This is a genomic window from Salmonella sp. SA14318, from assembly GCF_029866905.1.
Lineage (GTDB): Bacteria > Pseudomonadota > Gammaproteobacteria > Enterobacterales > Enterobacteriaceae > Salmonella > Salmonella enterica.
In genome coordinates this window covers 546,492-572,157 of the sequence record NZ_CP123282.1, presented here as the reverse complement: position 1 = coordinate 572,157, position 25,666 = coordinate 546,492, and the positions used below count along the sequence as shown (strand labels likewise).

Annotated in this window: 25 protein-coding genes; 14 read left to right on the top strand and 11 right to left on the bottom strand. The window is 54.6% G+C overall.

Annotation, left to right across the window (positions count from 1 at the left end; genetic code table 11):
* Positions 1-35: 35 nt before the first annotated feature.
* From murA to mlaF, 7 genes are all read right to left on the bottom strand, one after another.
* The gene (murA, locus tag QEN32_RS02725; protein WP_000357288.1) at positions 36-1,295 is read right to left on the bottom strand and encodes a UDP-N-acetylglucosamine 1-carboxyvinyltransferase; all 1,260 of its coding nucleotides are present in this window, start codon (positions 1,293-1,295) and stop codon (positions 36-38) included.
* 53 nt (positions 1,296-1,348) lie between these two features.
* Positions 1,349-1,603: a BolA family iron metabolism protein IbaG gene (ibaG, locus tag QEN32_RS02720; RefSeq protein ID WP_001518349.1), complete on the bottom strand. Its 255-nt coding sequence runs from the start codon at positions 1,601-1,603 to the stop codon at positions 1,349-1,351.
* Between the two features lie 187 nt (positions 1,604-1,790).
* Positions 1,791-2,087, bottom strand: a complete 297-nt coding sequence (mlaB, locus tag QEN32_RS02715) for a lipid asymmetry maintenance protein MlaB (RefSeq protein WP_265321923.1) — start codon at positions 2,085-2,087, stop codon at positions 1,791-1,793.
* Positions 2,087-2,722: a phospholipid-binding protein MlaC gene (gene mlaC, locus QEN32_RS02710; protein WP_000476475.1), complete on the bottom strand. Its 636-nt coding sequence runs from the start codon at positions 2,720-2,722 to the stop codon at positions 2,087-2,089. Before mlaC ends, mlaB begins: the two co-directional genes overlap by 1 nt.
* Before the next feature lie 18 nt (positions 2,723-2,740).
* The gene (mlaD, locus tag QEN32_RS02705) at positions 2,741-3,292 is read right to left on the bottom strand and encodes an outer membrane lipid asymmetry maintenance protein MlaD (protein WP_001193591.1); all 552 of its coding nucleotides are present in this window, start codon (positions 3,290-3,292) and stop codon (positions 2,741-2,743) included.
* 4 nt (positions 3,293-3,296) lie between these two features.
* Positions 3,297-4,079 carry a lipid asymmetry maintenance ABC transporter permease subunit MlaE gene (gene mlaE / locus QEN32_RS02700; RefSeq protein ID WP_000925786.1) on the bottom strand — a complete coding sequence of 261 codons (783 nt, stop codon included), beginning with the start codon at positions 4,077-4,079 and terminating at the stop codon, positions 3,297-3,299.
* 7 nt (positions 4,080-4,086) lie between these two features.
* Positions 4,087-4,899 (bottom strand): phospholipid ABC transporter ATP-binding protein MlaF, encoded by an 813-nt coding sequence (gene mlaF / locus QEN32_RS02695; RefSeq protein WP_000531566.1) that lies wholly within the window; start codon positions 4,897-4,899, stop codon positions 4,087-4,089.
* A gap of 212 nt (positions 4,900-5,111) precedes the next feature.
* On the opposite strand from mlaF, the gene QEN32_RS02690 reads away from it, so the two are divergent.
* From QEN32_RS02690 to yrbL, 12 genes are all read left to right on the top strand, one after another.
* Entirely contained in the window at positions 5,112-6,089 is a 978-nt protein-coding gene (locus QEN32_RS02690) for a calcium/sodium antiporter (RefSeq protein ID WP_000922736.1), read from the top strand.
* 13 nt (positions 6,090-6,102) lie between these two features.
* Positions 6,103-7,089 (top strand): arabinose-5-phosphate isomerase KdsD, encoded by a 987-nt coding sequence (gene kdsD / locus QEN32_RS02685; protein ID WP_000018617.1) that lies wholly within the window; start codon positions 6,103-6,105, stop codon positions 7,087-7,089.
* A gap of 20 nt (positions 7,090-7,109) precedes the next feature.
* On the top strand, positions 7,110-7,676 hold the full coding sequence (gene kdsC, locus QEN32_RS02680; protein ID WP_000030029.1) for a 3-deoxy-manno-octulosonate-8-phosphatase KdsC: 567 nt from the start codon (positions 7,110-7,112) through the stop codon (positions 7,674-7,676).
* The gene (gene lptC / locus QEN32_RS02675) at positions 7,673-8,248 is read left to right on the top strand and encodes an LPS export ABC transporter periplasmic protein LptC (protein WP_000047845.1); all 576 of its coding nucleotides are present in this window, start codon (positions 7,673-7,675) and stop codon (positions 8,246-8,248) included. Before kdsC ends, lptC begins: the two co-directional genes overlap by 4 nt.
* Entirely contained in the window at positions 8,217-8,771 is a 555-nt protein-coding gene (gene lptA / locus QEN32_RS02670; protein ID WP_000669770.1) for a lipopolysaccharide ABC transporter substrate-binding protein LptA, read from the top strand. The genes lptC and lptA overlap by 32 nt, the downstream gene beginning before the upstream one ends.
* Before the next feature lie 6 nt (positions 8,772-8,777).
* A complete protein-coding gene (gene lptB, locus QEN32_RS02665) occupies positions 8,778-9,503 on the top strand; it encodes an LPS export ABC transporter ATP-binding protein (RefSeq protein WP_000224104.1) in 726 nt (241 codons plus the stop codon).
* A gap of 47 nt (positions 9,504-9,550) precedes the next feature.
* Positions 9,551-10,984 carry an RNA polymerase factor sigma-54 gene (gene rpoN, locus QEN32_RS02660; protein WP_000809020.1) on the top strand — a complete coding sequence of 478 codons (1,434 nt, stop codon included), beginning with the start codon at positions 9,551-9,553 and terminating at the stop codon, positions 10,982-10,984.
* 22 nt (positions 10,985-11,006) lie between these two features.
* Positions 11,007-11,294 (top strand): ribosome hibernation promoting factor, encoded by a 288-nt coding sequence (hpf, locus tag QEN32_RS02655; protein WP_001176589.1) that lies wholly within the window; start codon positions 11,007-11,009, stop codon positions 11,292-11,294.
* A gap of 117 nt (positions 11,295-11,411) precedes the next feature.
* A complete protein-coding gene (gene ptsN, locus QEN32_RS02650) occupies positions 11,412-11,903 on the top strand; it encodes a PTS IIA-like nitrogen regulatory protein PtsN (RefSeq protein WP_000609332.1) in 492 nt (163 codons plus the stop codon).
* Between the two features lie 45 nt (positions 11,904-11,948).
* Positions 11,949-12,803, top strand: a complete 855-nt coding sequence (rapZ, locus tag QEN32_RS02645) for an RNase adapter RapZ (protein ID WP_000243749.1) — start codon at positions 11,949-11,951, stop codon at positions 12,801-12,803.
* A complete protein-coding gene (npr, locus tag QEN32_RS02640) occupies positions 12,800-13,072 on the top strand; it encodes a PTS phosphocarrier protein NPr (protein ID WP_000216797.1) in 273 nt (90 codons plus the stop codon). Before rapZ ends, npr begins: the two co-directional genes overlap by 4 nt.
* Before the next feature lie 249 nt (positions 13,073-13,321).
* A complete protein-coding gene (yrbL, locus tag QEN32_RS02635) occupies positions 13,322-13,954 on the top strand; it encodes a PhoP regulatory network protein YrbL (protein WP_000602192.1) in 633 nt (210 codons plus the stop codon).
* 74 nt (positions 13,955-14,028) lie between these two features.
* Here the strand turns inward: yrbL and mtgA are convergent, their stop codons facing one another.
* The 4 genes from mtgA to QEN32_RS02615 form a co-directional block, all read right to left on the bottom strand.
* Positions 14,029-14,757: a monofunctional biosynthetic peptidoglycan transglycosylase gene (gene mtgA / locus QEN32_RS02630; protein WP_265321922.1), complete on the bottom strand. Its 729-nt coding sequence runs from the start codon at positions 14,755-14,757 to the stop codon at positions 14,029-14,031.
* Positions 14,754-15,407 (bottom strand): isoprenoid biosynthesis glyoxalase ElbB, encoded by a 654-nt coding sequence (gene elbB / locus QEN32_RS02625; RefSeq protein WP_000719811.1) that lies wholly within the window; start codon positions 15,405-15,407, stop codon positions 14,754-14,756. The genes mtgA and elbB overlap by 4 nt, the downstream gene beginning before the upstream one ends.
* A 226-nt stretch (positions 15,408-15,633) precedes the next feature.
* Positions 15,634-17,970 (bottom strand): aerobic respiration two-component sensor histidine kinase ArcB, encoded by a 2,337-nt coding sequence (arcB, locus tag QEN32_RS02620; RefSeq protein WP_000809826.1) that lies wholly within the window; start codon positions 17,968-17,970, stop codon positions 15,634-15,636.
* A gap of 93 nt (positions 17,971-18,063) precedes the next feature.
* Positions 18,064-18,993 carry a TIGR01212 family radical SAM protein gene (locus QEN32_RS02615; RefSeq protein ID WP_079841748.1) on the bottom strand — a complete coding sequence of 310 codons (930 nt, stop codon included), beginning with the start codon at positions 18,991-18,993 and terminating at the stop codon, positions 18,064-18,066.
* Between the two features lie 671 nt (positions 18,994-19,664).
* Here QEN32_RS02615 and gltB point away from each other — a divergent pair.
* Together gltB and gltD are read left to right on the top strand one after the other, a co-directional pair.
* The gene (gene gltB, locus QEN32_RS02610; protein ID WP_001748595.1) at positions 19,665-24,125 is read left to right on the top strand and encodes a glutamate synthase large subunit; all 4,461 of its coding nucleotides are present in this window, start codon (positions 19,665-19,667) and stop codon (positions 24,123-24,125) included.
* A 9-nt stretch (positions 24,126-24,134) separates the two neighbouring features.
* Positions 24,135-25,553, top strand: a complete 1,419-nt coding sequence (gene gltD / locus QEN32_RS02605) for a glutamate synthase subunit GltD (protein ID WP_000081642.1) — start codon at positions 24,135-24,137, stop codon at positions 25,551-25,553.
* The last annotated feature ends 113 nt before the right edge of the window (positions 25,554-25,666 follow it).

Sequence of the window (25,666 nt, the reverse complement as noted above, 5' to 3'; positions counted from 1 at the left end):
ATCGCGTTCGCGGGGGTTATTCAGCGTACAGAAGGTTATTCGCCTTTCACGCGTTCAATATTCGCGCCTAGCGCGCGCAGTTTGTCTTCGATGCGCTCATAACCGCGATCGATGTGATAAATGCGATCCACAATCGTCGTGCCTTCCGCAATACAGCCCGCCAGCACCAGGCTCGCAGATGCCCGCAGATCTGTCGCCATGACCTGGGCGCCAGAGAGCGTTTCTACACCATGGCATATGACGGTATTGCTTTCAATTTCCGCACGCGCGCCCATGCGGCTGAGTTCAGGCACGTGCATAAAACGGTTTTCAAAGACGGTTTCAGTGATAAAGCCCGTCCCTTCCGCCACCAGGTTCAGCAACGTGAACTGCGCCTGCATATCGGTCGGAAATGCCGGGTGCGGCGCGGTACGGACATTGACCGCCTTCGGCCGTTTGCCGTGCATGTCCAGACTAATCCAGTCCTCGCCCACTTCGATATCCGCGCCAGCATCGCGCAGTTTCGCCAGTACCGCGTCCAGAGTGTCCGGTTGCGCGTTACGGCAGAGGATTTTGCCGCGAGAGATCGCTGCCGCCACCAGGAAAGTCCCCGTTTCGATACGATCCGGCAGCACACGATAAACGCCGCCGCCCAGACGCTCTACGCCCTCGATCGTAATACGATCGGTGCCCTGCCCGGCGATCTTCGCCCCCAGCGTAACCAGGAAGTTAGCGGTGTCGACAATTTCCGGCTCGCGCGCGGCGTTTTCAATGATGGTCGTCCCTTCCGCCAGCGTGGCGGCGCACATAATGGTGACGGTCGCGCCGACGCTGACCTTATCCATCACGATATGCGCCCCTTTAAGACGCCCTTCGACGGAGGCCTTTACGTAGCCCTCTTCCAGCTTGATGGTCGCACCCAGTTGTTCCAGACCGGTAATATGCAGATCAACCGGACGCGCGCCGATAGTACAGCCCCCCGGCAGAGAGACTTGTCCCTGACCAAAACGGGCAACCAGCGGCCCCAGCGCCCATATCGAGGCGCGCATGGTCTTAACCAGATCATAAGGCGCGCAGAACACGTTCACCTGGCTGGCGTCAATGTGTACCGATCCATTGCGTTCCACTTTCGCGCCTAATTGGCTCAGGAGCTTCATCGACGTATCCACGTCTTTCAGTTTTGGAACGTTTTGGATCTCTACCGGTTCTTCTGCCAGCAGAGCGGCGAACAGGATCGGCAGCGCGGCGTTTTTGGCGCCGGAAATTGTGACTTCGCCCTGGAGCGTCGTTGGCCCCTGTACACGAAATTTATCCATTATTGTATTCTCAGTTAAGCATTCATCTCCGCTACCGGCAGGTTACCCGTAGCTTAAAATCCGTTAAGTTTACGATCGCGCGCCCATTCCGCCGGGGTATATGCTTTGATCGATACGGCATGGATACGGTTGTCCGCAATGTACTCCATTAGCGGCCCATAGACCGTTTGCTGTTTCTTGACCCGGCTCATGCCGTCAAACATCTCGCCCACGGCAATAACCTGAAAGTGACTGCCATCGCCGGAGACGTGGACTTCCTGGAGGGAGAGGGCATTCATCAGCACACTCTGAATTTCATGATTTTCCATGGGTTCTTTATTCGTCAAATAGTGAAAACAGCCCAACATCTTAGAGCAAAGTCGCGCCGTCTTAAATAAGCAAAAGATTACGCTGATAAATCAGCGCGGTAAAAGTGCCGGATGGTGCTGCTAACGCAACTTATCCGGCCTACGGGGATCATGCGAAGTGTAGGCCGGATAAACCATCCGGCATTCATTACATACGGGGAAGTACGTCTTCGGGCAAGTTATATAATTGCGCCAGCGCGTAAACCTTGTCGTTAACGCCAGACAGCGACACGGCATTGCCCTGCTTTTTTGCCTGGTTCACAAGGTGCACCAGCAGCGCCAGTCCCCCCGTATCCACCCTGGAGATCTGGCTCAGGTCGATACGGGTAACGCCAGTCATCGCTTCTACGCGCGCGTCCCATAGCGGCGCCAACACGTCCTGATCCAGCTCTCCCGCCAGCACCAGAGTGTCCGCCTCACGCGTCCAGGTGAGTTGCGGCGTCATTACTGTTTCTCGTCCAAAGTAATTTTCTGCTGAGAGATAGATTTCAGTTGTGCGGTCAGGCCGTCGATGCCTTTAGTACGCAGCAGGTCGCTCCACTCATTTTGCTTGGTGGTGATCATGCTGACGCCTTCCGCAATCATGTCATACGCCTGCCAGTTGCCGGTCTGAGTGTTTTTGCGCCACTGGAAATCCAGGCGTACCGGCGGACGACCGTTGGGATCGATAATCGTTACACGGATAGGCACAATAGTCGCATCGCCCAGCGGTTGCTCAGGCGCTATCTGGTAAGTCTGGCCGTGGTACATCGCCAGCGCCTGACCGTATGCCTGTTTCAGGTATTCGCGAAACGCTGCAAAATAGGCTTCACGCTGCGCCGGGGTCGCCTCTTTGTAGTAGCGGCCCAGCACCAGCGCGCCGGCATATTTTACCTGCACGTACGGCAGAAGTTCCTGATCAACAACGTCTCGCAGGTAATCCGGATTGGCACGAATTTTCGGCTGTTCGTTTTTCAGGCGATCAAAAGTTTTCTGCGCCGCCTCGTTCATCAGTTTATAAGGATTGCTCTGATCCGCTGCCGTTGCTGCGCTTAATGGCGCAATGACCAGCAGGGCCACCATCATCAGTCGTTTAAACATGCCTCAATTCTCCTGAGATTATTTCGTTTCGCCCGCGGGCGTTGTGGCTTCAGTATGACCTTCCGTTGCGGCTGGCGCATCGCCAGAATTCTTATTGTCGTCGCCTTTGCTGTTATAAAGGAACTGGCCAATCATATCTTCCAGCACCATTGCAGACTTGGTGTCCTGAATCGTACTCCCATCTTTGAGGATAGACGTTCCCAGCTCAGGATCTTCAAAACCGACGTTTAATGCCAGATATTGCTCCCCCAGCAGCCCGGAAGTACGAATACTCAACGAGCTGGTATCGGGAATATGGTTATAACGCTCTTCGATGTCGAGCGTTACGCGCGGCAGGTATGTTTTCGGATCAAGCGAGATATCTTCAACCCGCCCGACAACCACCCCGCCGATGCGTACCGGGGAACGCACTTTCAGACCGCCGATGTTATCGAAGGTCGCATAAACCTTATAGGTCGGCTCCGTGCGCATAGAGGTCACATTTGCCGCCTTCAGGCAAACAAACAGCGCCGCCAGCAACGCTACCAGCAAAAAAACGCCTACCCAAATTTCATTTTTTTTCGTTTGCATGAACTCAATTCCCAAACATCAGTGCGGTCAGCACAAAATCCAGCCCCAGAACGGCCAACGATGCGTGAACCACGGTACGCGTCGTTGCCCGGCTAATCCCGGCAGAAGTCGGTATTGCGTCATAACCGTTGAATAACGCAATCCATGTTACCGTAATGGCGAACACCACGCTCTTTATCAGACAGTTCACCAGGTCCATACGCCAGTCGACGGCATTCTGCATCGCGGACCAGAAGAACCCGGCGTCGATTCCCTTCCAGCTTACGCCGACCAGCGAGCCGCCCCAGATACCGACCGCCACAAAGATAATGGTCAGTAGCGGCAATGAAATCACGCCCGCCCAAAAGCGCGGCGAAATCACCCGGCGCAATGGATCGACCGCCATCATCTCCATACTGGAGAGCTGCTCCGTCGCCCGCATCAGGCCGATTTCCGCCGTCAACGCCGACCCGGCCCGCCCGGCAAACAGCAACGCCGCGACCACCGGCCCCAGCTCGCGCAGCAGCGAAAGCGCCACTAACATGCCAAGACTGGTCTCCGCGCTGTAAGTGGTCAGAACCAGATAGCCTTGCAGCCCCAGCACCATACCGATGAATACGCCGGAGACAATAATGATAAGCATCGACAAGACGCCCACATTATAAAGCTGGCGCACCAGCAGCGGCGCATGTTTGCGAAACTCCGGCTTACCGATAATCGCATTGAATAACATTAACCCGGCGCGCCCGAACGTCCTGACGGTTTTGATCCCGCTGTGTCCGAGTGCTGCCAGCGCATTTAACAGCATGAGTGGCTTAACTCCCTGTTTCGAGTAAATCAAGGTGATAGTCGCCCGCCGGATAGCGGAACGGAACCGGCCCGTCGGCAATGCCGTCAAGGAACTGACGCACGCGCGGGTCCGTATTCTCCTGCAACGCCTGAGCGCTACCGTGAGCGACGATTTTTTTGTCCGCCATGATCCAGGCGTGATCCGCAATACTGAGCACCTCAGGCACATCATGCGAGACCACCACGCAGGTCACGCCCAGCGCGCTGTTCAATTCTGAAATCAGCTTCACCAGAACGCCCATGGTAATCGGGTCCTGGCCGACAAACGGCTCATCGAACATGATGAGATCCGGTTCCAGAGCGATGGCGCGCGCCAACGCGGCGCGGCGCGCCATCCCACCGGAGAGCTCGGAAGGCATCAGTTTTGCCGCGCCGCGCAGCCCGACAGCTTCCAGTTTCATCATCACGACGCTTTTTAGCAGCGGCGCGGGTAAATTGGTGTGCTCCCGTAGCGGATAGGCCACATTGTCAAACACGTTCATGTCGGTAAACAGCGCTCCCGACTGAAACAGCATACTCATACGTTTACGGACGGTGTAGAGCCGCGAACGGGACATGGCCGGCACATTCTCGCCATCAAATAAGATCTCGCCCTTATCCGGCGGGATCTGTCCGCCAATCAGGCGCAACAGCGTGGTTTTACCGATGCCCGACGGCCCCATGATCGCCGTGATCTTCCCGCGCGGCACCGTCAGGGAAATATTATCGAAAATGCAGCGTTCGCCACGGGAAAAGCTGACGTCGCGCATATCGACTAAATTGGCCGCAGACTGACCCATTGATTCATCCTTCGTATTGCCTTGTTGAGGTAACCATGGCGCTGAATTTAACCATGGGTTCGACATAATTACAGAATATTAACTGACAGGGTTAGCGAAAGCTGGCATTCGTTTTACTTTTTAGCCGCATAAAGTCAAAATTAGGACTTCGTTACGGCTTCCAGATATCCCTTCCAGGGGACCGGCGAGTATACCTGAAGAAAGGACTTTAGATGCTTTTAGCGATGGCGCTACTCATAATTGGTTTGCTTCTGGTGGCCTACGGCGCCGATCGTCTGGTGTTTGCGGCCTCTATTTTATGCCGTACATTCGGTATTCCCCCGCTGATCATCGGGATGACGGTCGTGAGTATCGGCACCTCGCTGCCGGAAATTATTGTGTCGGCCGCCGCATCGCTACACGGTCAGCTCGATTTGGCCGTCGGCGCGGCGCTCGGTTCTAACATCACCAATATTTTGCTGATCTTAGGGCTGGCGGCGCTGGTTCGTCCATTTACCGTGCATTCCGATGTTCTACGTCGCGAATTGCCATTAATGTTATTTGTTAGCGTGGTAGCCGGTTCCGTACTGCATGACGGACAGTTAAGTCGCAGTGATGGTATCTTTCTCCTGCTTCTGGCTGTGCTATGGCTGTTATTCATTGTTAAAATCGCGCGTCTGGCCGAACGCCAGGGGAATGACAGCCTCACCCGCGAACAACTGGCGGAGCTACCGCGCGAAGGCGGGCTCCCCGTCGCGTTCTTATGGCTGGGCATTGCGCTGGTCATCATGCCGATGGCGACGCGCATGGTAATCGATAACGCTACGGTGCTGGCGAACTATTTCGCCATGAGTGAATTAACGCTCGGTCTGACAGTCATCGCCGTCGGCACCAGTCTGCCAGAGCTGGCGACGGCGATTGCCGGCGTGCGAAAAGGCGAAAATGATATTGCCGTTGGTAATCTCATTGGCGCCAATATTTTTAATCTCGCCATCGTGCTGGGACTGCCTGCGCTGATCGCGCCGGGAGAGATCAACCCGCTGGCGTTTGGGCGTGATTATAGCGTGATGTTGCTGGTTAGCGTGGTTTTCGCTTTACTTTGCTGGCGGCATCCGCGTCAGATTGGTCGGGGCGCAGGTATACTGCTGACCGGCGGGTTTATCGTATGGCTGGCGATGCTCTATTGGCTATCGCCACTTCTTGTTGGATAACTGGAAACGGATTATGTCGCATTTAGCGTTGCAACCGGGGTTTGACTTTCAGCAGGCAGGCAAAGAGGTCCTGGAAATTGAACGTGAAGGCCTGGCGGAGCTTGATCAATATATCAACCAGCATTTCACGCTGGCCTGTGAAAAAATGTTCAACTGCACCGGAAAAGTGGTGGTCATGGGGATGGGGAAATCCGGCCATATCGGACGGAAAATGGCCGCCACCTTCGCCAGTACCGGCACCTCTTCCTTTTTTGTACATCCGGGCGAAGCCGCGCACGGCGATTTGGGGATGGTTACGCCGCAGGATGTGGTTATCGCTATCTCCAACTCCGGCGAATCCAGCGAGATCGCGGCGCTAATACCGGTGCTTAAACGTCTGCACGTACCGTTAATTTGCATTACCGGGCGACCGGAAAGCAGCATGGCGCGTGCGGCAGATGTGCATCTGTGTGTTAAAGTGCCCAAAGAAGCGTGTCCGTTAGGCCTGGCGCCTACCAGTAGTACCACCGCAACGCTGGTGATGGGCGACGCGCTCGCCGTGGCATTGTTAAAAGCGCGCGGCTTTACCGCCGAGGATTTCGCTCTGTCGCATCCTGGCGGCGCGCTGGGACGTAAGCTACTGCTGCGCGTAAGCGATATTATGCATACTGGCGATGAAATCCCGCATGTTAATAAACATGCCACCCTGCGTGATGCGCTGTTAGAAATTACGCGTAAAAATCTCGGTATGACCGTCATTTGCGATGAATCCATGAAGATCGACGGTATCTTCACCGACGGCGATTTACGTCGCGTGTTCGATATGGGCGGCGATATGCGCCAGTTGGGGATCGCCGAGGTGATGACGCCAGGGGGCATTCGCGTGCGTCCCGGTATTCTCGCTGTCGATGCGCTGAATTTAATGCAGTCCCGCCATATCACCTCCGTACTGGTTGCTGATGGCGACCAGTTACTCGGTGTGTTACATATGCATGATCTCCTGCGTGCAGGCGTCGTGTAGAAACTCAAGGATAATTAACGATGAGTAAAGCAGGTGCGTCGCTTGCGACCTGTTATGGCCCCGTCAGCACCCATGTCATGACCAAAGCGGAGAATATCCGCCTGCTCATCCTGGACGTGGATGGCGTATTGTCTGACGGCCTGATTTATATGGGCAATAACGGCGAAGAGCTGAAGGCTTTCAACGTTCGTGACGGCTATGGTATTCGCTGTGCTTTGACCTCCAATATCGAGGTTGCCATTATTACCGGACGAAAGGCTAAACTTGTAGAAGATCGCTGCGCCACGCTGGGGATTGTCCATCTTTATCAGGGGCAGTCGAATAAGCTGATCGCCTTTAGCGATCTGCTGGAAAAACTGGCCATTGCGCCGGAAAATGTTGCCTATGTCGGCGATGATCTGATTGACTGGCCAGTGATGGAAAAAGTGGGGTTAAGCGTTGCCGTTGCGGATGCGCATCCGCTGCTGATCCCCCGCGCTGACTATGTGACGCACATTGCCGGCGGGCGCGGCGCGGTACGTGAGGTGTGCGATTTGCTGCTGCTGGCGCAGGGCAAGCTGGATGAGGCCAAAGGGCAATCGATATGAGTAAAACCAGACGTTGGGTTATCATTCTACTGTCGCTGGCCATTCTGGTACTGATTGGTATCAATCTGGCGGATAAAGACGATCCTGCTGCCGTGATGGTCAACAGCAACGATCCCACGTATAAAAGCGAGCATACGGATACCGTCGTGTACAGTCCGGAAGGCGCGTTGAGCTATCGTCTGATCGCGCAGCACGTTGAATATTTTTCCGATCAGGCGGTCTCATGGTTTACGCAACCGGTATTAACCACCTTTGATAAGGATAAAGTGCCGACATGGTCGATCAAGGCCGATAAAGCCAAATTGACTAACGATCGGATGCTCTATCTGTATGGCCATGTTGAAGTCAACGCCCTGGTGCCTGACGCTCAATTACGCAGAATTACCACCGATAACGCGCAGATTAATCTGGTGACGCAGGATGTTACCTCGAACGATCTGGTGACGTTATACGGCACAACATTTAACTCCAGCGGACTGAAAATGCGCGGTAACTTACGCAGCAAGAACGCCGAGCTGATTGAAAAGGTTAGAACCTCTTATGAAATTCAAAACAAACAAACTCAGCCTTAATCTTATGCTTGCCGGCTCGCTGCTGGCCGCCAGCATTCCGGCCTTCGCCGTCACGGGCGATACCGAACAGCCTATTCATATTGACTCGGATCAACAGTCGCTGGATATGCAAGGCAACGTCGTGACCTTTACGGGCAACGTGGTAATGACCCAAGGCACGATTAAGATCAACGCCGATAAAGTCGTGGTTACCCGCCCTGGCGGCGAACAGGGGAAAGAGGTGATCGACGGTTACGGCAATCCGGCCACCTTCTACCAGATGCAGGACAACGGTAAGCCGGTGAAAGGCCACGCTTCCCATATGCATTACGAGCTGGCGAAAGATTTTGTGGTGCTGACCGGCAACGCTTATCTGGAGCAGCTTGACAGCAACATTACCGGCGACAAAATCACCTACCTGGTGAAAGAGCAGAAAATGCAGGCCTTCAGCGAGAAAGGCAAACGCGTCACCACCGTTCTGGTGCCGTCGCAATTGCAAGACAAAAACAAAGGCCAGACTCCGGCGCAAAAGAAGAGTAACTAATTCGTTATGGCAACATTAACTGCAAAGAATCTGGCGAAGGCCTATAAAGGCCGTCGCGTAGTGGAAGATGTCAGTCTGACCGTTAACTCCGGGGAGATTGTCGGGCTGCTCGGTCCAAACGGCGCGGGTAAAACCACCACCTTTTATATGGTCGTCGGTATCGTGCCGCGTGACGCGGGCAATATCATCATCGATGATGAAGATATCAGTCTGCTGCCGCTGCACGCGCGCGCGCGCCGCGGTATCGGCTATTTGCCGCAGGAAGCCTCTATTTTCCGCCGTCTCAGCGTATTTGATAACCTGATGGCGGTACTGCAAATTCGTGACGATTTGACCGCAGAACAGCGAGAAGACCGCGCCAACGAGCTGATGGAAGAGTTTCATATCGAGCATCTGCGCGACAGCATGGGACAGGCGCTGTCCGGTGGTGAACGCCGTCGTGTAGAAATAGCCCGCGCGTTGGCCGCTAATCCCAAATTTATCCTGCTGGATGAACCCTTTGCCGGCGTTGACCCGATTTCCGTTATCGACATCAAACGCATTATTGAGCATCTGCGCGATAGCGGGCTCGGCGTGCTGATCACCGACCATAACGTCCGTGAGACGCTGGCAGTCTGTGAACGCGCCTATATCGTGAGCCAGGGCCACCTTATTGCCCACGGTACGCCGACAGAAATCCTGCAAGACGAACACGTTAAGCGTGTATATCTTGGGGAAGACTTCAGACTCTGATAGGGTAGAGGGCTATGCTGCTCTAGCGGGAGAAAACGACTCTGAATATGAAGCAAGGTTTGCAACTCAGGCTTAGCCAACAACTGGCGATGACGCCTCAGCTACAACAGGCCATCCGTCTGTTGCAGTTGTCTACGCTGGAACTTCAGCAGGAACTCCAGCAAGCGCTGGAAAATAACCCGCTGCTTGAGCAAACCGATCTTCATGACGAAATCGACACTCAGCAACCTCAGGATAACGATCCTCTCGATACCGCCGACGCGCTCGAACAAAAAGAGATGCCGGAAGAGCTGCCGCTTGACGCCAGTTGGGATGAAATTTACACCGCCGGGACGCCGTCCGGCCCCAGCGGCGATTATATCGACGATGAGCTGCCCGTCTATCAGGGCGAAACGACGCAGTCGTTGCAGGATTATCTGATGTGGCAGGTTGAGCTAACGCCCTTCTCGGATACCGATCGCGCTATTGCGACATCCATTGTCGATGCGGTAGATGATACCGGTTATCTCACCGTATCCCTGGACGAAATTCGCGAAAGCATGGGCGATGTAGAGGTGGATCTCGATGAGGTTGAAGCCGTTCTGAAGCGCATTCAGCGTTTTGATCCGGTAGGCGTCGCGGCAAAAGATCTTCGCGACTGTCTGCTGATCCAGCTTTCACAATTCGACAAATCCACGCCGTGGCTGGAAGAGGCGCGGCTTATTATCTGCGATCACCTTGATCTGCTGGCCAACCACGATTTCCGCACGTTGATGCGCGTTACCCGACTGAAAGAAGAGGTGCTGAAAGAGGCGGTAAACCTGATTCAGTCGCTCGATCCCAGACCCGGTCAATCGATCCAGACCGGCGAGCCGGAGTACGTTATCCCGGATGTGCTGGTACGCAAGCATAACGGTCGCTGGACGGTGGAGCTTAATAGCGACAGTATTCCCCGTTTACAGATTAACCAGCACTATGCCGCCATGTGCAATAGCGCGCGCAACGATGCCGACAGCCAGTTCATCCGCAGTAATTTACAGGATGCGAAATGGCTGATAAAAAGCCTTGAAAGCCGTAACGACACGCTGCTGCGCGTCAGTCGCTGCATCGTCGAGCAACAGCAAGCCTTTTTTGAACAGGGCGAAGAATATATGAAACCGATGGTACTGGCGGATATCGCCCAGGCCGTCGAGATGCACGAATCCACCATATCCCGCGTGACCACGCAGAAGTATCTGCACAGCCCGCGCGGTATTTTTGAACTCAAATATTTCTTTTCCAGCCACGTCAATACCGAAGGCGGAGGCGAAGCCTCTTCCACCGCGATTCGCGCGCTGGTGAAGAAGTTAATTGCGGCGGAAAACCCCGCGAAACCACTGAGCGACAGCAAGTTAACCTCTCTGCTGTCAGAACAAGGTATCATGGTGGCGCGCCGCACTGTTGCGAAGTACCGAGAGTCTTTATCCATTCCGCCGTCAAACCAACGCAAACAGCTGGTTTGACCCAACCGATAAGGAAGACACTATGCAGCTCAATATCACCGGACATAATGTCGAAATTACTGAAGCCCTGCGTGAATTTGTGACGACAAAATTCGCCAAACTTGAACAGTATTTTGAGCGGATTAATCAGGTATACGTGGTGTTGAAAGTGGAGAAGGTCACGCATATCTCGGATGCGACGCTACACGTTAACGGCGGCGAAATTCACGCCAGCGCGGAAGGCCAGGATATGTATGCCGCCATTGACGGCTTGATTGATAAACTGGCAAGGCAGTTAACCAGGCATAAAGATAAACTGAAACAACACTAATTGTCCGGGCAGTTAGCCAGTGCAGGACGGCCTGTTGTATGACACAACGGGCCATTTGTACAGTTAGCGCTCCGAACCTGGCCATCAACCTGACAGGACAGGTTCTTAGGTGAAATTATGATAAATAACGATACGACTCTACAACTGAGCAGTGTACTTAACCAGGAGTGTACGCGTAGCGGCGTTCATTGTCAGAGTAAGAAACGCGCGCTGGAAATCATCAGCGAACTGGCGGCAAAACAGCTCAGTTTACCTCCTCAGGTCGTGTTTGAAGCCATTCTGACACGCGAAAAAATGGGCAGTACCGGTATTGGTAATGGTATCGCCATCCCACACGGGAAACTGGAAGAAGATACCTTACGCGCCGTCGGCGTGTTCGTTCAGCTCGAAACGCCAATCGCGTTCGACGCCATCGATAACCAGCCGGTCGATCTCCTCTTCGCCCTGCTGGTGCCCGCCGATCAAACTAAAACGCATCTGCACACGCTGTCGCTGGTGGCGAAACGTCTGGCGGATAAAACGATCTGCCGCCGCCTGCGCGCGGCGCTGAATGATGAAGAGCTGTATCAAATCATTACTGACACCGAAGGTGAGCAGAATGAGGCATAACAACTCAATGGCATTTATTTCTGTCGTTGTGAGGAGAAACGGTACATGGTACTGATGATCGTCAGCGGGCGTTCCGGATCAGGTAAATCTGTCGCTCTGCGCGCGCTGGAAGATATGGGATTTTACTGCGTGGATAACCTCCCCGTCGTGCTGTTGCCCGATCTGGCGCGAACGCTGGCCGATCGCCAGATTTCCGCCGCCGTCAGCATTGATGTGCGCAATATGCCTGAATCACCTGAGATTTTTGAACAGGCGATGAATAATCTGCCTGGCGCTTTCTCGCCGCAATTGCTGTTTCTTGATGCCGACCGCAATACCTTGATTCGCCGCTACAGCGACACGCGCCGTTTGCATCCGCTTTCCAGCAAAAATCTTTCTTTAGAGAGTGCGATCGATAAAGAGAGTGACTTGCTGGAGCCGTTACGCTCACGTGCGGATCTGATCGTCGACACTTCAGAAATGTCCGTCCATGAGCTGGCGGAGATGCTGCGTACCCGGCTGTTGGGCAAACGCGAGCGCGAACTGACGATGGTATTTGAGTCCTTCGGCTTTAAACATGGTATCCCGATTGATGCGGACTATGTGTTTGATGTCCGCTTTCTGCCCAACCCGCACTGGGATCCAAAACTGCGCCCCATGACCGGGCTTGATAAGCCGGTAGCCGCGTTTCTTGACCGACACACAGAAGTTCACAATTTTATCTATCAGACTCGCAGCTATCTTGAGCTATGGTTACCGATGCTGGAGACCAACAACCGCAGCTACCTTACCGTCGCTATCGGTTGTACCGGCGGGAAACACCGTTCGGTGTATATTGCAGAACAGCTGGCAGACTACTTCCGCTCGCGCGGTAAAAATGTCCAGTCTCGCCATCGCACGCTGGAAAAACGCAAAACATGACCGTAAAGCAAACTGTTGAAGTCACCAATAAGCTGGGCATGCATGCCCGGCCTGCCATGAAGCTTTTCGAACTGATGCAGGGTTTTGACGCCGAGGTGCTATTACGCAATGACGAAGGCACCGAAGCGGAAGCAAATAGCGTCATCGCTCTGTTAATGCTCGACTCCGCCAAAGGGCGTCAGATCGAAATTGAAGCCACCGGCCCGCAAGAAGTTGAAGCGCTGGCGGCGGTTATCGCGCTGTTCAATTCCGGCTTTGACGAAGACTAAACCTCCCCCTCTATACCCTATTTTCCCCCAACGCCGTCCCGGTATTTGATGACAGTCACCCCAAAACCGGGCGTGTTACGCCTGCCTGCCACTTGTCCCGCAGCCCCACCCTTTCGTAAGATTTGTACATTTCGTGCGCTTTACCTATGCATAAAAACATTAAGAAAACCTTAAAAAATTTCGTTTAGGTTTTGTTTAAGTTCTTTGTCCATACTAAATTTATGTGAATAAATTTTTCCAGGACTTGCCATGATCCTTTTATCCGAACAGACTCCGCTGGGCGCTGGTCGACATCGTAAATGCTATACGCATCCGGATAATGCCCGGCGTTGCATAAAAGTTATTTACAACCGTGACCACGGCGGTGATAAAGAGATTCGGCGTGAACTGAGCTACTATGCGCATCTGTCCCGCTACCTGACGGACTGGAGCGCTATCCCCCGTTATTACGGCACGGTAGAAACCGATTGCGGCACCGGCTATGTCTACGACATGATTACCGATTTCAACGGCGCGCCCTCTATTACCCTGACCGAGTTCGCCGCGCAATGTCGTTATGAAGAGGATGTCGCTGTCCTGCGGCGGCTACTGAAAAAACTGAAACGTTACCTGCTGGATAACCATATTGTGACGATGTCGCTGAAGCCGCAAAATATCCTGTGCCAGCGTATCAGCGAGTCAGAAGTGGTTCCGGTGGTTTGCGACAATCTGGGGGAAAGTACCTTTATCCCGCTGGCGACCTGGTCAACATGGTGCTGTGAACGCAAACTGGAGAGAGTGTGGCAGCGGTTTATCGCCCAGCCTGCGCTGGCCGTTGCCCTGGAGAGGGACGCGCAGCCAAAAGACAAGAAACGGCTGGCGCTTACTTCTCACGAAGCTTAATGGCCTGTGCTTATCAGGCCTGGACGACACAGATCGCAGGCCAGATAAGGCGTTCGCGCCGCCATTCGACAAAATTAATTAAGCTGGTTGCGCGTCATAAAAGATTCCCCGCCCAGTTGGCGCATCTGGCGCATAATCCACGCCTGCCGGCTACGCACATAGCCGGAAGGCGCATTCGCCTTATAGCGTAACGGATTTGGCAATACCGCCGCCAGCAACGCGGCTTCAGACATACTCAAGCGACTGGCAGGTTTATGAAAATACCGTTGTGCCGCAGCCTCCACGCCGAAAATACCATCGCCAAACTCCGCAATATTCAGATAAACCGTGAGAATGCGCTTTTTGCTCCAGACAGTTTCAATGCCCAGCGTTAGCCCGGCCTCCAGACCTTTGCGCAGCCAACTGCGTCCATCCCATAAAAAGAGATTTTTCGCCGTTTGCTGCGAAAGCGTAGAGGCGCCGCGAATACGGCTCTCATTCCGCTCATTATGCGCCAGCGCTTTTTCAATCGCCGGAACATCAAAGCCCCAGTGCTCAGGGAACTTCTGGTCTTCCGCCGCAATTACCGCCAGCCCCATCCACGGCGAGATATCCGCCATACTGACCCAGTCAGAATGCGCCACATAACCGAACTCTCCGCCGAGCCAGGCGCTAAACTGCCGTTCCGCCATCACCGCCGAAAAAGGCACCGGAACCACGCTAAACAGCGCAATGCCGCCGCCCCAAAAGACGGCGAGCGCAGCAAGGATACGTAAAAGTAGACGGCGCAAAAACGTTAACGGCGCGATGCGTCGTTTGCTCATTCCGCCAGAACCAGCACGCGCGACACTAATTTATCAATGCCGCTTGCCGCCTGGGCGATATCCTGCGCCAGCATATAGGCAGGGGTGGTCACGACCTTGTTATCCTCGTCCACAACGATATCATCAACCGGGCAAGGTACGTGTTCGGCGCCCATCTCTTCAAGTACTTCAGCGGTATCAATATCCGTCCCTATTGTCAGACGTAGCGGGAAGTCAAAGATTTTCGGCAACATTGCGGGCGCGATACAGATGAATCCCAGCGGCTTGCCGGACTGGTGCATGGCCTTCGCCAGCGCGACGACATCGCTATCCACCCGGCATTCGCTCCCCTGGCTGGCGAAATTACTCAGGTTCTTCGCCGCACCGAAACCACCAGGCACAATGAGCGCATCCAGTTCCTCTGGTTGAGCCTGGGACAGGGGACGAATATCGCCCCGCGTAATACGCGCCGCCTCAATCAGGACGTTACGCGTTTCCGCCATCGCTTCGCCGGTCAGGTGATTAATAACATCCGCTTGTGGTTTATCCGGCGCGAAGCAAACAGCCTGCGCGCCGCTGCGGGCAATGGCCAACAGCGTCAGAACGGCCTCATGAATTTCGGCGCCGTCATAGACGCCGCATCCGCTGAGCACTACGCCAATTTTTTTCATGGTGAACATCCTCCTGCAACCGACTCAAGCCCATTAATAATTTTGATTAAAATGCTACGCTTCACACATTTAAATGATTCATGTAACAAATCATTTAGGATTTGCTATCTTAACTGCGTGCGGCCTGAAAACAGGACTGCGCCTTTGACATCATCATAATAAGCACGGCGCAGCCACGATTTCCCTGGTGTTGGCGCAGTATTCGCGCACCCCGGTCAAACCGGGGTCATTTTTTTTCCGCGTTTGCCACCCAGGCTTTCAGCACCGCGACATCGTGCTGCCACTCCTGCTTCATCTCTTCAATCCATTCCGCGACATTATCTTCCCAGGCGGGAAGATCCGGCGACTGGATTTGCTGGCCAAGTTGTTGCAGATGACGCAGCCCTACCGAACCGGCGGCGCCTTTAATCTTATGCCCTTCCTCAACGACGCCTTTTTTGTCACGCGCCGTCAGATTGGACTCCAGCACGCTTAAATAGCCAGGCATCATTTTTTCAAACACCGCGAGACCGTCGGTGATCAATTTAGGCCCAACCAACTCGATGTATTGTTCCAGCATCGGGATATCCAGCAGCGCTTGCGCTTTATCGCTCTCTTCAGGCGTCACGGTACTCTCCTCTTTATCGGTGGCATCCCAGAATTTTTTAATCATCGCGGTTAAGGCTGGCACCGACAGCGGCTTACTCAGCACATCGTCCATACCGGCGTCCAGATACTCTTTTTTATCTTTCAGAACGTTAGCCGTAAGCGCTACCAGCGGCGGTAAATCTTCCCGCGTGTGGCGACGGGTTAGTTCTCTGGCGATATCCAGACCCGTCATATCCGGTAGCTGAATATCCAGTAAGACCAGGTCATATTCGCCCGGCGCGAACATCTCCAGCGCCGCCTTGCCGGTCATCGCGACATCCACGCTGTTCCCCAGTTTTTCCAGTACCGAACGCGCCACAATCACGTTCAGTTCAATATCTTCGACCAGCAGAACGTGCAGCGCGGGCAGCGGCATGTCATCTTCATCAAAGGCGTCCTCCACCTCTTCCGCCACCGCTGGCGCATGAACCGTTAGCGTAAAGGTCGATCCTTTGCCCGGCAGACTGGAAACGGTAATATCGCCGCCCATATTTTTCGCCAGCCGACGGGAGACCGCTAGCCCGATACCGGTACCCGTCGCCGGTTTACCGCCATGACTGTCTTTCACCTGATAATACATGGCGAAAATTTTATCCTGCTCATCCTGCGGAATGCCGATCCCGGAATCTTCCACTTCAAAGTGCAGCATGTCGCCTTCATCATAGCGCGCCCGCACCGTCACCTGGCCCTGCTGAGTAAACTTCACCGCATTGCTGATCAAATTCCATAAAATCTGGCGCAGACGCGTTCCGTCGGTAATGACTTTGTGCGGCAGCGGCAGCGTCGGCTCAAGCACAAAACGTAGCCCTTTTTGCTGCGCCTGCAAACCGGAAAGGTTTTCCAGATCGGCCATAAAGCTGGTGAAATCAACCGGTTGGTTATCAAGCTGAACCTTACGCCGCTCCATCTTATCCATATCAATGATATCATTGAAAATATTGCCTAACGTCACGGCGGAGACATGGATTGTTTTAAGGTATTTTTCCTGTTCGACGGTGAGATCGGTATCCAGCAGGATGCGACTTAAACCGACGATGCCGTTAAGCGGAGTGCGCAGCTCATGACTGATGGTAGAGATAAATGTGGTCTTGTCGCGGCTGGCGCGTTCCAGCGCGTCCTGATAACGCTTACGTTCGGTAATATCACGACCAAATCCCATCAGGCCATGACGTTTACCGACACGGTCGTAATAAGGCACTTTACGAATTTCAAAGCAGGCCTTTCGTCCGTCCGGGTAATCCAGCCACTGTTCGTAGGTCAGGGAGACGTTATGGCGGAATACTTTTTCATCGGTTTCAATGACTTTCTCCGCCGCTTCGGGAGAGTACACATCTTCCGGCTTCAAATGCACCAGCTGTTTTTCGCTCTTGCCGGTTAGCAATTCCATTGCGCGGTTACAGCCGGAAAATTCTTTATCCTCATTACGATAAAAAACCAAATCCGGCGAGGCGTCCAGAAAGGAGCGCAGAAAAGAGGATTGCTGTTCTAGCTGGATTTGCGCTTCTTCACGCTCTTTAATTTCTACTTTTAGCTGTTCAAATGTCTCTTGCAGCTCCGCTTCCGCTTTTTCGCGATCGGCAATTTCCTGATTAAGCTGGGCAATATTGTCCTTCAACTGTACGTTAAGCTTGAGATCGCGCTCGCGCATCTCCTCCAGCTTTTGCACCAGACGCGACAGTCGCTGCCTTGACTCTTCCAGTTGTTCAACAACAACGGATAAGAAATAGACCGCCCAGGGCGTAATTAACAGGCCAAAAAAGATGGAGCGAATGACGTCGATACTTTCAACCTGACCATGCAGCACCATGGTCACCGCCATCTGCACGACAATCGCCAGCACCACCAATGCCAACGCCAGGAGCATGGAAAAGCGCACCAGACCCAATTTCATCATCAGGTCGACATAGTATTGCGCCAGCATACGAATTTGCTTCATAGAGGATTCCTTCACCACAACTTCGCACATAATACCCAATTATGGGAACCGCGTTGAATATTGTGCGAAATATGCGTAGCGCCCCTCATCACGCTACGCTACAGGTGGTATCCAGGGACGGGCCAGCGCAGAGCCCTGTACGCCATGCTCATTCAGGTATTTGTCCAGCTCAACCATCCCCGTCCAGCGATTCTCGCACCACAGCGGGGCAAGCAGCGTCGGACGGCGAGCGCTGGCTGAAATTCGGTGATAAATTACCTCCGGCGGCGTATGACGAATCATCTCACCTGCCGTTAGCGTGTAGTCGTCCAGTTCGATGCCGTTCAGCCGCCCCGCTTCCCAGGCTTTGGCCATCGTACTGCCTTTCACAATATGCAGCGGATGCAGTTTAATACCGTCAACGCCCGTCTCCACCACACGCTCCATGGTTTGCAGGCATTCTGCCTGCCCTTCGCCCGGCAGCCCCACAATCAGATGCGCGCACACTTTCAGCCCGCGCTCCCGGGCAATCCGGGTGGTACGCTGATAGCAGGCGAAGTCATGCCCGCGGTTAATTCGGTGCAGGGTTTTATCGTGCGCGGTTTGCAATCCCAGTTCCAGCCATACCTCGTAGCCTTGATCTTTATATTCACACAGTAAATCTACTACTGCCTGCGGGACGCAATCCGGACGCGTACCGACGCATAACCCGACGATACTGGCCTGGCTGACCGCCTGTTGATACATGGAACGCAGCACCTGCACTTCCGCAAAGGTGCTGGTGTAGGCCTGGAAATAGGCCAGATAGCGTTTAGCGCGGTTCACCAGATGCGCCTGATGCGCAAGCTGCTCGGCAATCGAATGCTGCTGCTGCGCCTCATCGGCAAAAGAGGCGACATTACAGAAGGTGCAACCGCCACGCCCGATGGTGCCGTCGCGATTAGGGCAGCTAAAACCGCCATGAAGCGTCAGCTTATGAACCTTTTGCCCATACCGACGTAAAAGATCCCCACCAAACATATTGACTAATTTCTGTAACTGCATAATCTGATAGACCGCCTCTTAAAAAGAGGCCAAAGCCTGCCATTTTTAGTCTCCTTTGGCGATGACCTGGATCAATCGTCCCGGAAGGCTTTTATCCATTGCATAATCAAGCAAAATAAACGATATTTCATTCATAATCCCGCTGATGATTTTTCCTGATATTCCCCTCTTTTTTCAGCGTTTGCTGGGTCATCGATAAAAACAGTAGCATTCAATACTGCTCACGCTTAAAACAGCATAAAATGCCAAGATTTTTGAAAAAGCAAGGTCAGATAATGCCTGGCGAGCGGCTCTTATAGTGAGACAGATCACAGGCTTTCTGCCGCTCCGTATTAGCAGCCCTTCTATAAAAAACCTTTTAATTTCAACAGATTCAAAAAGTTATCTGTGCTACAGCACACTTTTGCATAAATCAGTTTGCCATTTGACCTGGGTGTGGATTCCCGATAAGTTGGGGATCCGCTGGAAGCTTTCTGGATGAGCCGTCTGCTCATCATATTTATGCAGTAATTGAGATTCCCTCTTAACCGTATTTACCAATGCGCAAAGGACACAAAGAGGGCGAATGCGAGGTAAGCGTATGATGCGCCAGCCCCGTCGCCATGCTCTTGCTGTGCCCGCGCGCCGTCGGTTGGGAGAGCGTCCCGTAGAGCCTGGGGAGGTTCACTGATATGTTGTACGATAAATCCCTTGAGAAGGATAACTGTGGTTTCGGCCTGATCGCCCACATAGAAGGCGAACCTAGCCACAAGGTAGTGCGTACCGCCATACACGCGCTGGCCCGGATGCAGCACCGTGGCGCGATCCTTGCCGACGGTAAAACCGGCGACGGTTGCGGCTTGCTGTTACAAAAACCTGACCGTTTCTTTCGCATCGTGGCCGAAGAGCGCGGCTGGCGCTTAGCCAAAAACTACGCCGTCGGGATGATCTTTTTGAATAAAGATCCTGAACTGGCCGCCGCGTCACGCCATATTGTCGAAGAAGAATTACAGCAGGAAACCCTGTCGATTGTCGGCTGGCGCGATGTGCCAACCAATGAAGGCGTGCTCGGTGAAATCGCCCTCTCCTCCCTGCCGCGTATTGAGCAGATTTTTGTCAACGCTCCGGCGGGCTGGCGTCCGCGCGATATGGAGCGCCGTCTGTTTATCGCCCGCCGACGCATTGAAAAACGTCTGCAGGACGACAAAGATTTCTACGTATGCAGCCTGTCGAACCTGGTCAACATTTATAAAGGTCTGTGTATGCCGGCGGATCTGCCGCGCTTCTACCTGGATCTTGCGGATCTGCGTCTGGAATCGGCCATCTGTCTGTTCCACCAGCGCTTTTCCACTAACACCGTGCCGCGTTGGCCGCTGGCGCAGCCGTTCCGCTACCTGGCGCATAACGGCGAGATTAACACCATCACCGGCAACCGCCAGTGGGCGCGCGCCCGTACCTATAAATTCCAGACGCCGCTGATCCCGGATTTACAGTCCGCTGCGCCGTTTGTTAACGAAACCGGTTCGGATTCCAGCTCGCTGGACAACATGTTGGAACTGCTGCTGGCAGGCGGGATGGACATTATCCGCGCCATGCGCCTGTTGGTGCCGCCCGCCTGGCAGAACAACCCCGATATGGACCAGGATCTGCGCGCCTTCTTTGACTTTAACTCCATGCATATGGAGCCGTGGGACGGGCCGGCAGGCATCGTGATGTCCGACGGGCGCTTCGCCGCCTGTAACCTTGACCGTAACGGCCTGCGCCCGGCACGCTATGTCATTACCAAAGACAAGCTGATCACCTGCGCCTCCGAAGTCGGTATCTGGGACTATCAGCCGGATGAAGTGGTCGAGAAAGGCCGCGTCGGCCCAGGCGAGCTGATGGTGATCGACACCCGCGGCGGACGTATTCTGCATTCCGCGGAAACCGATGACGATCTGAAAAGCCGCCATCCGTATAAAGCGTGGATGGAAAAGAATGTTCGCCGTCTGGTGCCGTTTGAAGAGTTGCCAGATGAAGAAGTCGGTAGCCGCGAACTGGACGATGACCTGCTCGCCAGCTATCAGAAACAGTTTAACTACAGCGCCGAAGAGCTGGACTCGGTTATCCGCGTATTGGGCGAAAACGGCCAGGAAGCCGTCGGTTCAATGGGCGACGATACCCCCTTTGCCGTGCTCTCCAGCCAGCCGCGTATTATTTACGACTACTTCCGCCAGCAGTTCGCGCAGGTCACTAACCCGCCTATCGACCCGCTGCGTGAAGCGCACGTCATGTCGCTCGCCACCAGCATCGGTCGCGAAATGAACGTCTTCTGCGAAGCGGAAGGTCAGGCCCATCGCCTGAGTTTTAAATCGCCAATTCTGCTGTACTCCGATTTCAAACAGCTCACCACCATGAGCGAGCATCACTACCGCGCCGACTGGCTTGATATTACCTTTGATGTCACCGAAACCACACTGGACGCGACGGTTAAGGCGCTGTGCGATAAAGCGGAACAGATGGTGCGTAACGGTACCGTGCTACTGGTCCTCTCGGATCGCAATATCGGTAAGAATCGCTTGCCGGTGCCCGCGCCGATGGCGGTGGGCGCGGTGCAGACTCGTCTGGTAGAACAAAGCCTGCGCTGCGACGCCAACATCATCGTAGAAACCGGAAGCGCCCGCGATCCGCATCACTTTGCGGTACTGCTCGGCTTTGGCGCAACGGCCATCTATCCGTACCTGGCCTACGAAACGCTGGGGCGTCTGATTGATACCCAGGCCATCGCCAAAAACTACCGTACCGTGATGCAGAACTACCGTAACGGCATCAACAAGGGGCTGTACAAGATTATGTCCAAAATGGGCATTTCGACCATTGCCTCTTACCGCTGCTCCAAACTGTTTGAAGCGGTCGGACTGCACGATGATGTGGTAAACCTGTGCTTCCAGGGCGTGGTCAGCCGTATCGGCGGCGCGAGCTTTGATGACTTCCAGCAGGATCTGCTGAATCTCTCCAAACGCGCCTGGCTGGCGCGCAAACCCATTAGCCCGGGCGGCCTGCTGAAGTACGTCCACGGCGGCGAATATCACGCCTATAACCCGGATGTCGTGCGTACCCTGCAACAGGCGGTACAGAGCGGCGAGTACAGCGATTATCAGGAATACGCCAAACTGGTCAATGAGCGTCCGGCGGCAACGCTGCGCGATCTGCTGGCGATACATCCAGACGGCGAGGCGGTGACTATCGACGAGGTTGAGCCCGCCAGTGAGCTGTTTAAACGCTTTGATACCGCAGCCATGTCTATCGGCGCATTAAGTCCGGAAGCGCACGAAGCGCTGGCGGAAGCGATGAACAGCCTCGGCGGCAACTCCAACTCCGGCGAAGGCGGCGAAGACCCGGCGCGCTACGGCACCAATAAAGTGTCGCGTATCAAGCAGGTGGCTTCCGGCCGTTTTGGCGTGACGCCGGCCTACCTGGTCAATGCCGATGTGATTCAGATTAAAGTCGCGCAGGGCGCGAAACCGGGCGAAGGCGGTCAGTTGCCGGGGGATAAAGTCACTCCGTATATCGCTAAACTGCGCTATTCAGTGCCGGGCGTGACGCTGATCTCCCCGCCGCCGCACCACGATATTTACTCTATCGAGGACTTAGCGCAGCTCATTTTCGACCTCAAACAGGTCAACCCGAAGGCGATGATCTCCGTGAAGCTGGTGTCCGAACCGGGCGTCGGCACCATCGCGACCGGCGTGGCGAAAGCCTATGCGGATCTGATTACTATCGCCGGTTACGACGGCGGTACTGGCGCCAGCCCGCTCTCTTCGGTGAAATATGCTGGCTGCCCGTGGGAACTCGGACTTGTTGAAACCCAGCAGGCGCTGGTCGCCAACGGTCTGCGTCACAAGATTCGTCTGCAGGTGGACGGCGGTCTGAAAACCGGCGTCGACATCATTAAAGCGGCGATTCTCGGTGCGGAAAGTTTCGGCTTCGGCACCGGTCCGATGGTGGCGCTGGGCTGTAAATACCTGCGCATCTGCCATCTGAACAACTGTGCAACCGGCGTAGCGACGCAGGATGAAAAACTGCGTAAGAACCACTATCACGGCCTGCCGTTCAAAGTAACCAACTACTTTGAATTTATCGCCCGCGAAGTGCGCGAGCTGATGGCTTCGCTTGGCGTGACCCGCCTGGTGGATTTGATTGGCCGTACCGACCTGCTGAAAGAGCTGGAGGGCTTCACCGCTAAACAGCAGAAGCTGGCGCTGTCTCGTCTACTGGAAACCGCTGAACCTCATCCGGGTAAAGCGCTGTACTGCACCGAGAATAACCCGCCGTTTGATAACGGCGTGCTGAATGCGCAACTGTTGCAGCAGGCGAAGCCGTTTGTCGATGCGCGCCAGAGCAAAACCTTCTGGTTCGACATCCGCAACACCGATCGTTCCGTCGGCGCGTCGCTTTCCGGCTACATCGCACAGACCCACGGCGATCAGGGGCTGGCTTCCGATCCGATTAAAGCGCACTTCAGCGGTACCGCAGGCCAGAGCTTTGGCGTGTGGAACGCGGGCGGCGTAGAGTTATATCTGACTGGCGATGCCAACGACTATGTCGGTAAAGGTATGGCAGGCGGTTTGATCGCCATCAGACCACCGGTAGGTTCCGCCTTCCTCAGTCATAAAGCCAGCATTATCGGCAACACCTGCCTGTATGGAGCCACCGGTGGCCGTCTGTACGCGGCGGGCCGCGCGGGCGAACGTTTCGGCGTGCGTAACTCCGGGGCGATTACCGTAGTAGAGGGCATCGGCGACAACGGCTGTGAATACATGACCGGCGGCATCGTCTGCGTGCTGGGTAAAACCGGCGTTAACTTCGGCGCGGGCATGACCGGCGGCTTCGCCTATGTACTGGACGAAGATGGCGAATTCCGTAAACGCGTGAACCCGGAACTGGTAGAAGTACTGGACGTTGATTCGCTGGCTATCCACGAAGAGCATCTGCGCGGCCTGATCACCGAGCACGTGCAGCATACTGGTTCGCAACGCGGCGAAGAGATCCTGTCCAGGTGGTCAAGCTTCTCAACCCAATTCGCGTTAGTTAAGCCCAAGTCCAGCGATGTCAAAGCCCTGTTGGGCCACCGTAGTCGTAGTGCGGCAGAATTGCGCGTGCAGGCGCAGTAAGGAATTGAAATGAGCCAGAATGTTTATCAATTTATCGACCTGCAGCGCGTTGATCCGCCGAAGAAACCGCTGAAGATCCGTAAGATCGAGTTTGTTGAAATCTACGAACCGTTTTCTGAAGGTCAGGCGAAAGCCCAGGCGGATCGCTGTTTGTCCTGCGGGAACCCCTACTGCGAGTGGAAATGTCCGGTACATAACTACATCCCGAACTGGCTGAAACTGGCTAACGAAGGGCGTATTTTTGAGGCGGCTGAGCTATCGCACCAGACCAACACCCTGCCGGAAGTGTGTGGCCGCGTCTGCCCGCAGGACCGCCTGTGCGAAGGCTCCTGTACGCTGCACGATGAGTTCGGCGCAGTGACCATCGGTAACATTGAGCGCTATATCAACGATAAAGCGTTCGAAATGGGCTGGCGCCCGGATATGACCGGCGTGCGCCAGACGGACAAACGGGTAGCGATTATCGGCGCAGGTCCGGCAGGGCTGGCGTGCGCCGACGTGCTGACCCGCAACGGCGTGAAGGCGGTGGTCTTTGATCGCCATCCGGAAATCGGCGGCCTGCTGACCTTCGGTATTCCAGCTTTCAAACTGGAAAAAGAGGTGATGACCCGCCGTCGCGAGATCTTCACCGGCATGGGTATTGAATTCAAACTCAACGTCGAAGTAGGCCGTGACGTACAGCTCGACGACCTGCTGAAAGATTACGATGCGGTATTCCTTGGCGTCGGCACCTATCAGTCGATGCGCGGCGGGCTGGAAAATGAAGATGCGGACGGGGTTTTCGACGCTCTGCCGTTCCTGATCGCCAATACGAAGCAGATCATGGGGTTTGGCGAAACCAGCGACGAACCATATGTCAGCATGGAAGGAAAGCGCGTGGTGGTGCTGGGCGGCGGCGATACCGCAATGGACTGCGTACGTACCTCCATTCGTCAGGGTGCAACGCACGTAACCTGTGCTTATCGTCGTGATGAAGAGAACATGCCGGGCTCCAGACGCGAAGTGAAAAACGCGCGCGAGGAAGGTGTCGAGTTTCAGTTTAACGTTCAACCGCTGGGCATTGAAGTCAATGCCAACGGCAAAGTGAGCGGCGTAAAAATGGTGCGCACTGAAATGGGCGAACCGGATGCCAAAGGCCGTCGGCGGGCGGAGATCGTCGCCGGTTCTGAGCATGTGGTTCCGGCTGATGCGGTGGTGATGGCGTTTGGTTTTCGTCCACACAGCATGGAATGGCTGGCGAAACACAGCGTGGAACTGGACTCGCAGGGACGAATTATCGCGCCGGAACGCAGCGATAATGCTTTCCAGACCAGCAACCCGAAAATCTTCGCCGGTGGCGACATCGTGCGCGGTTCCGATCTGGTGGTGACGGCGATTGCCGAAGGCCGTAAGGCGGCTGACGGGATTATGAACTACCTCGAAGTGTAACCCTTCCGGCTCCCCGGTTGATGCCTTGTGCTGATGGCTGGGGAGCCGATATTCCTCTCCTCAATATCTCTCCTGCCGATTCTGGAAACCCGCTCGTAAATCGAGATGTAATG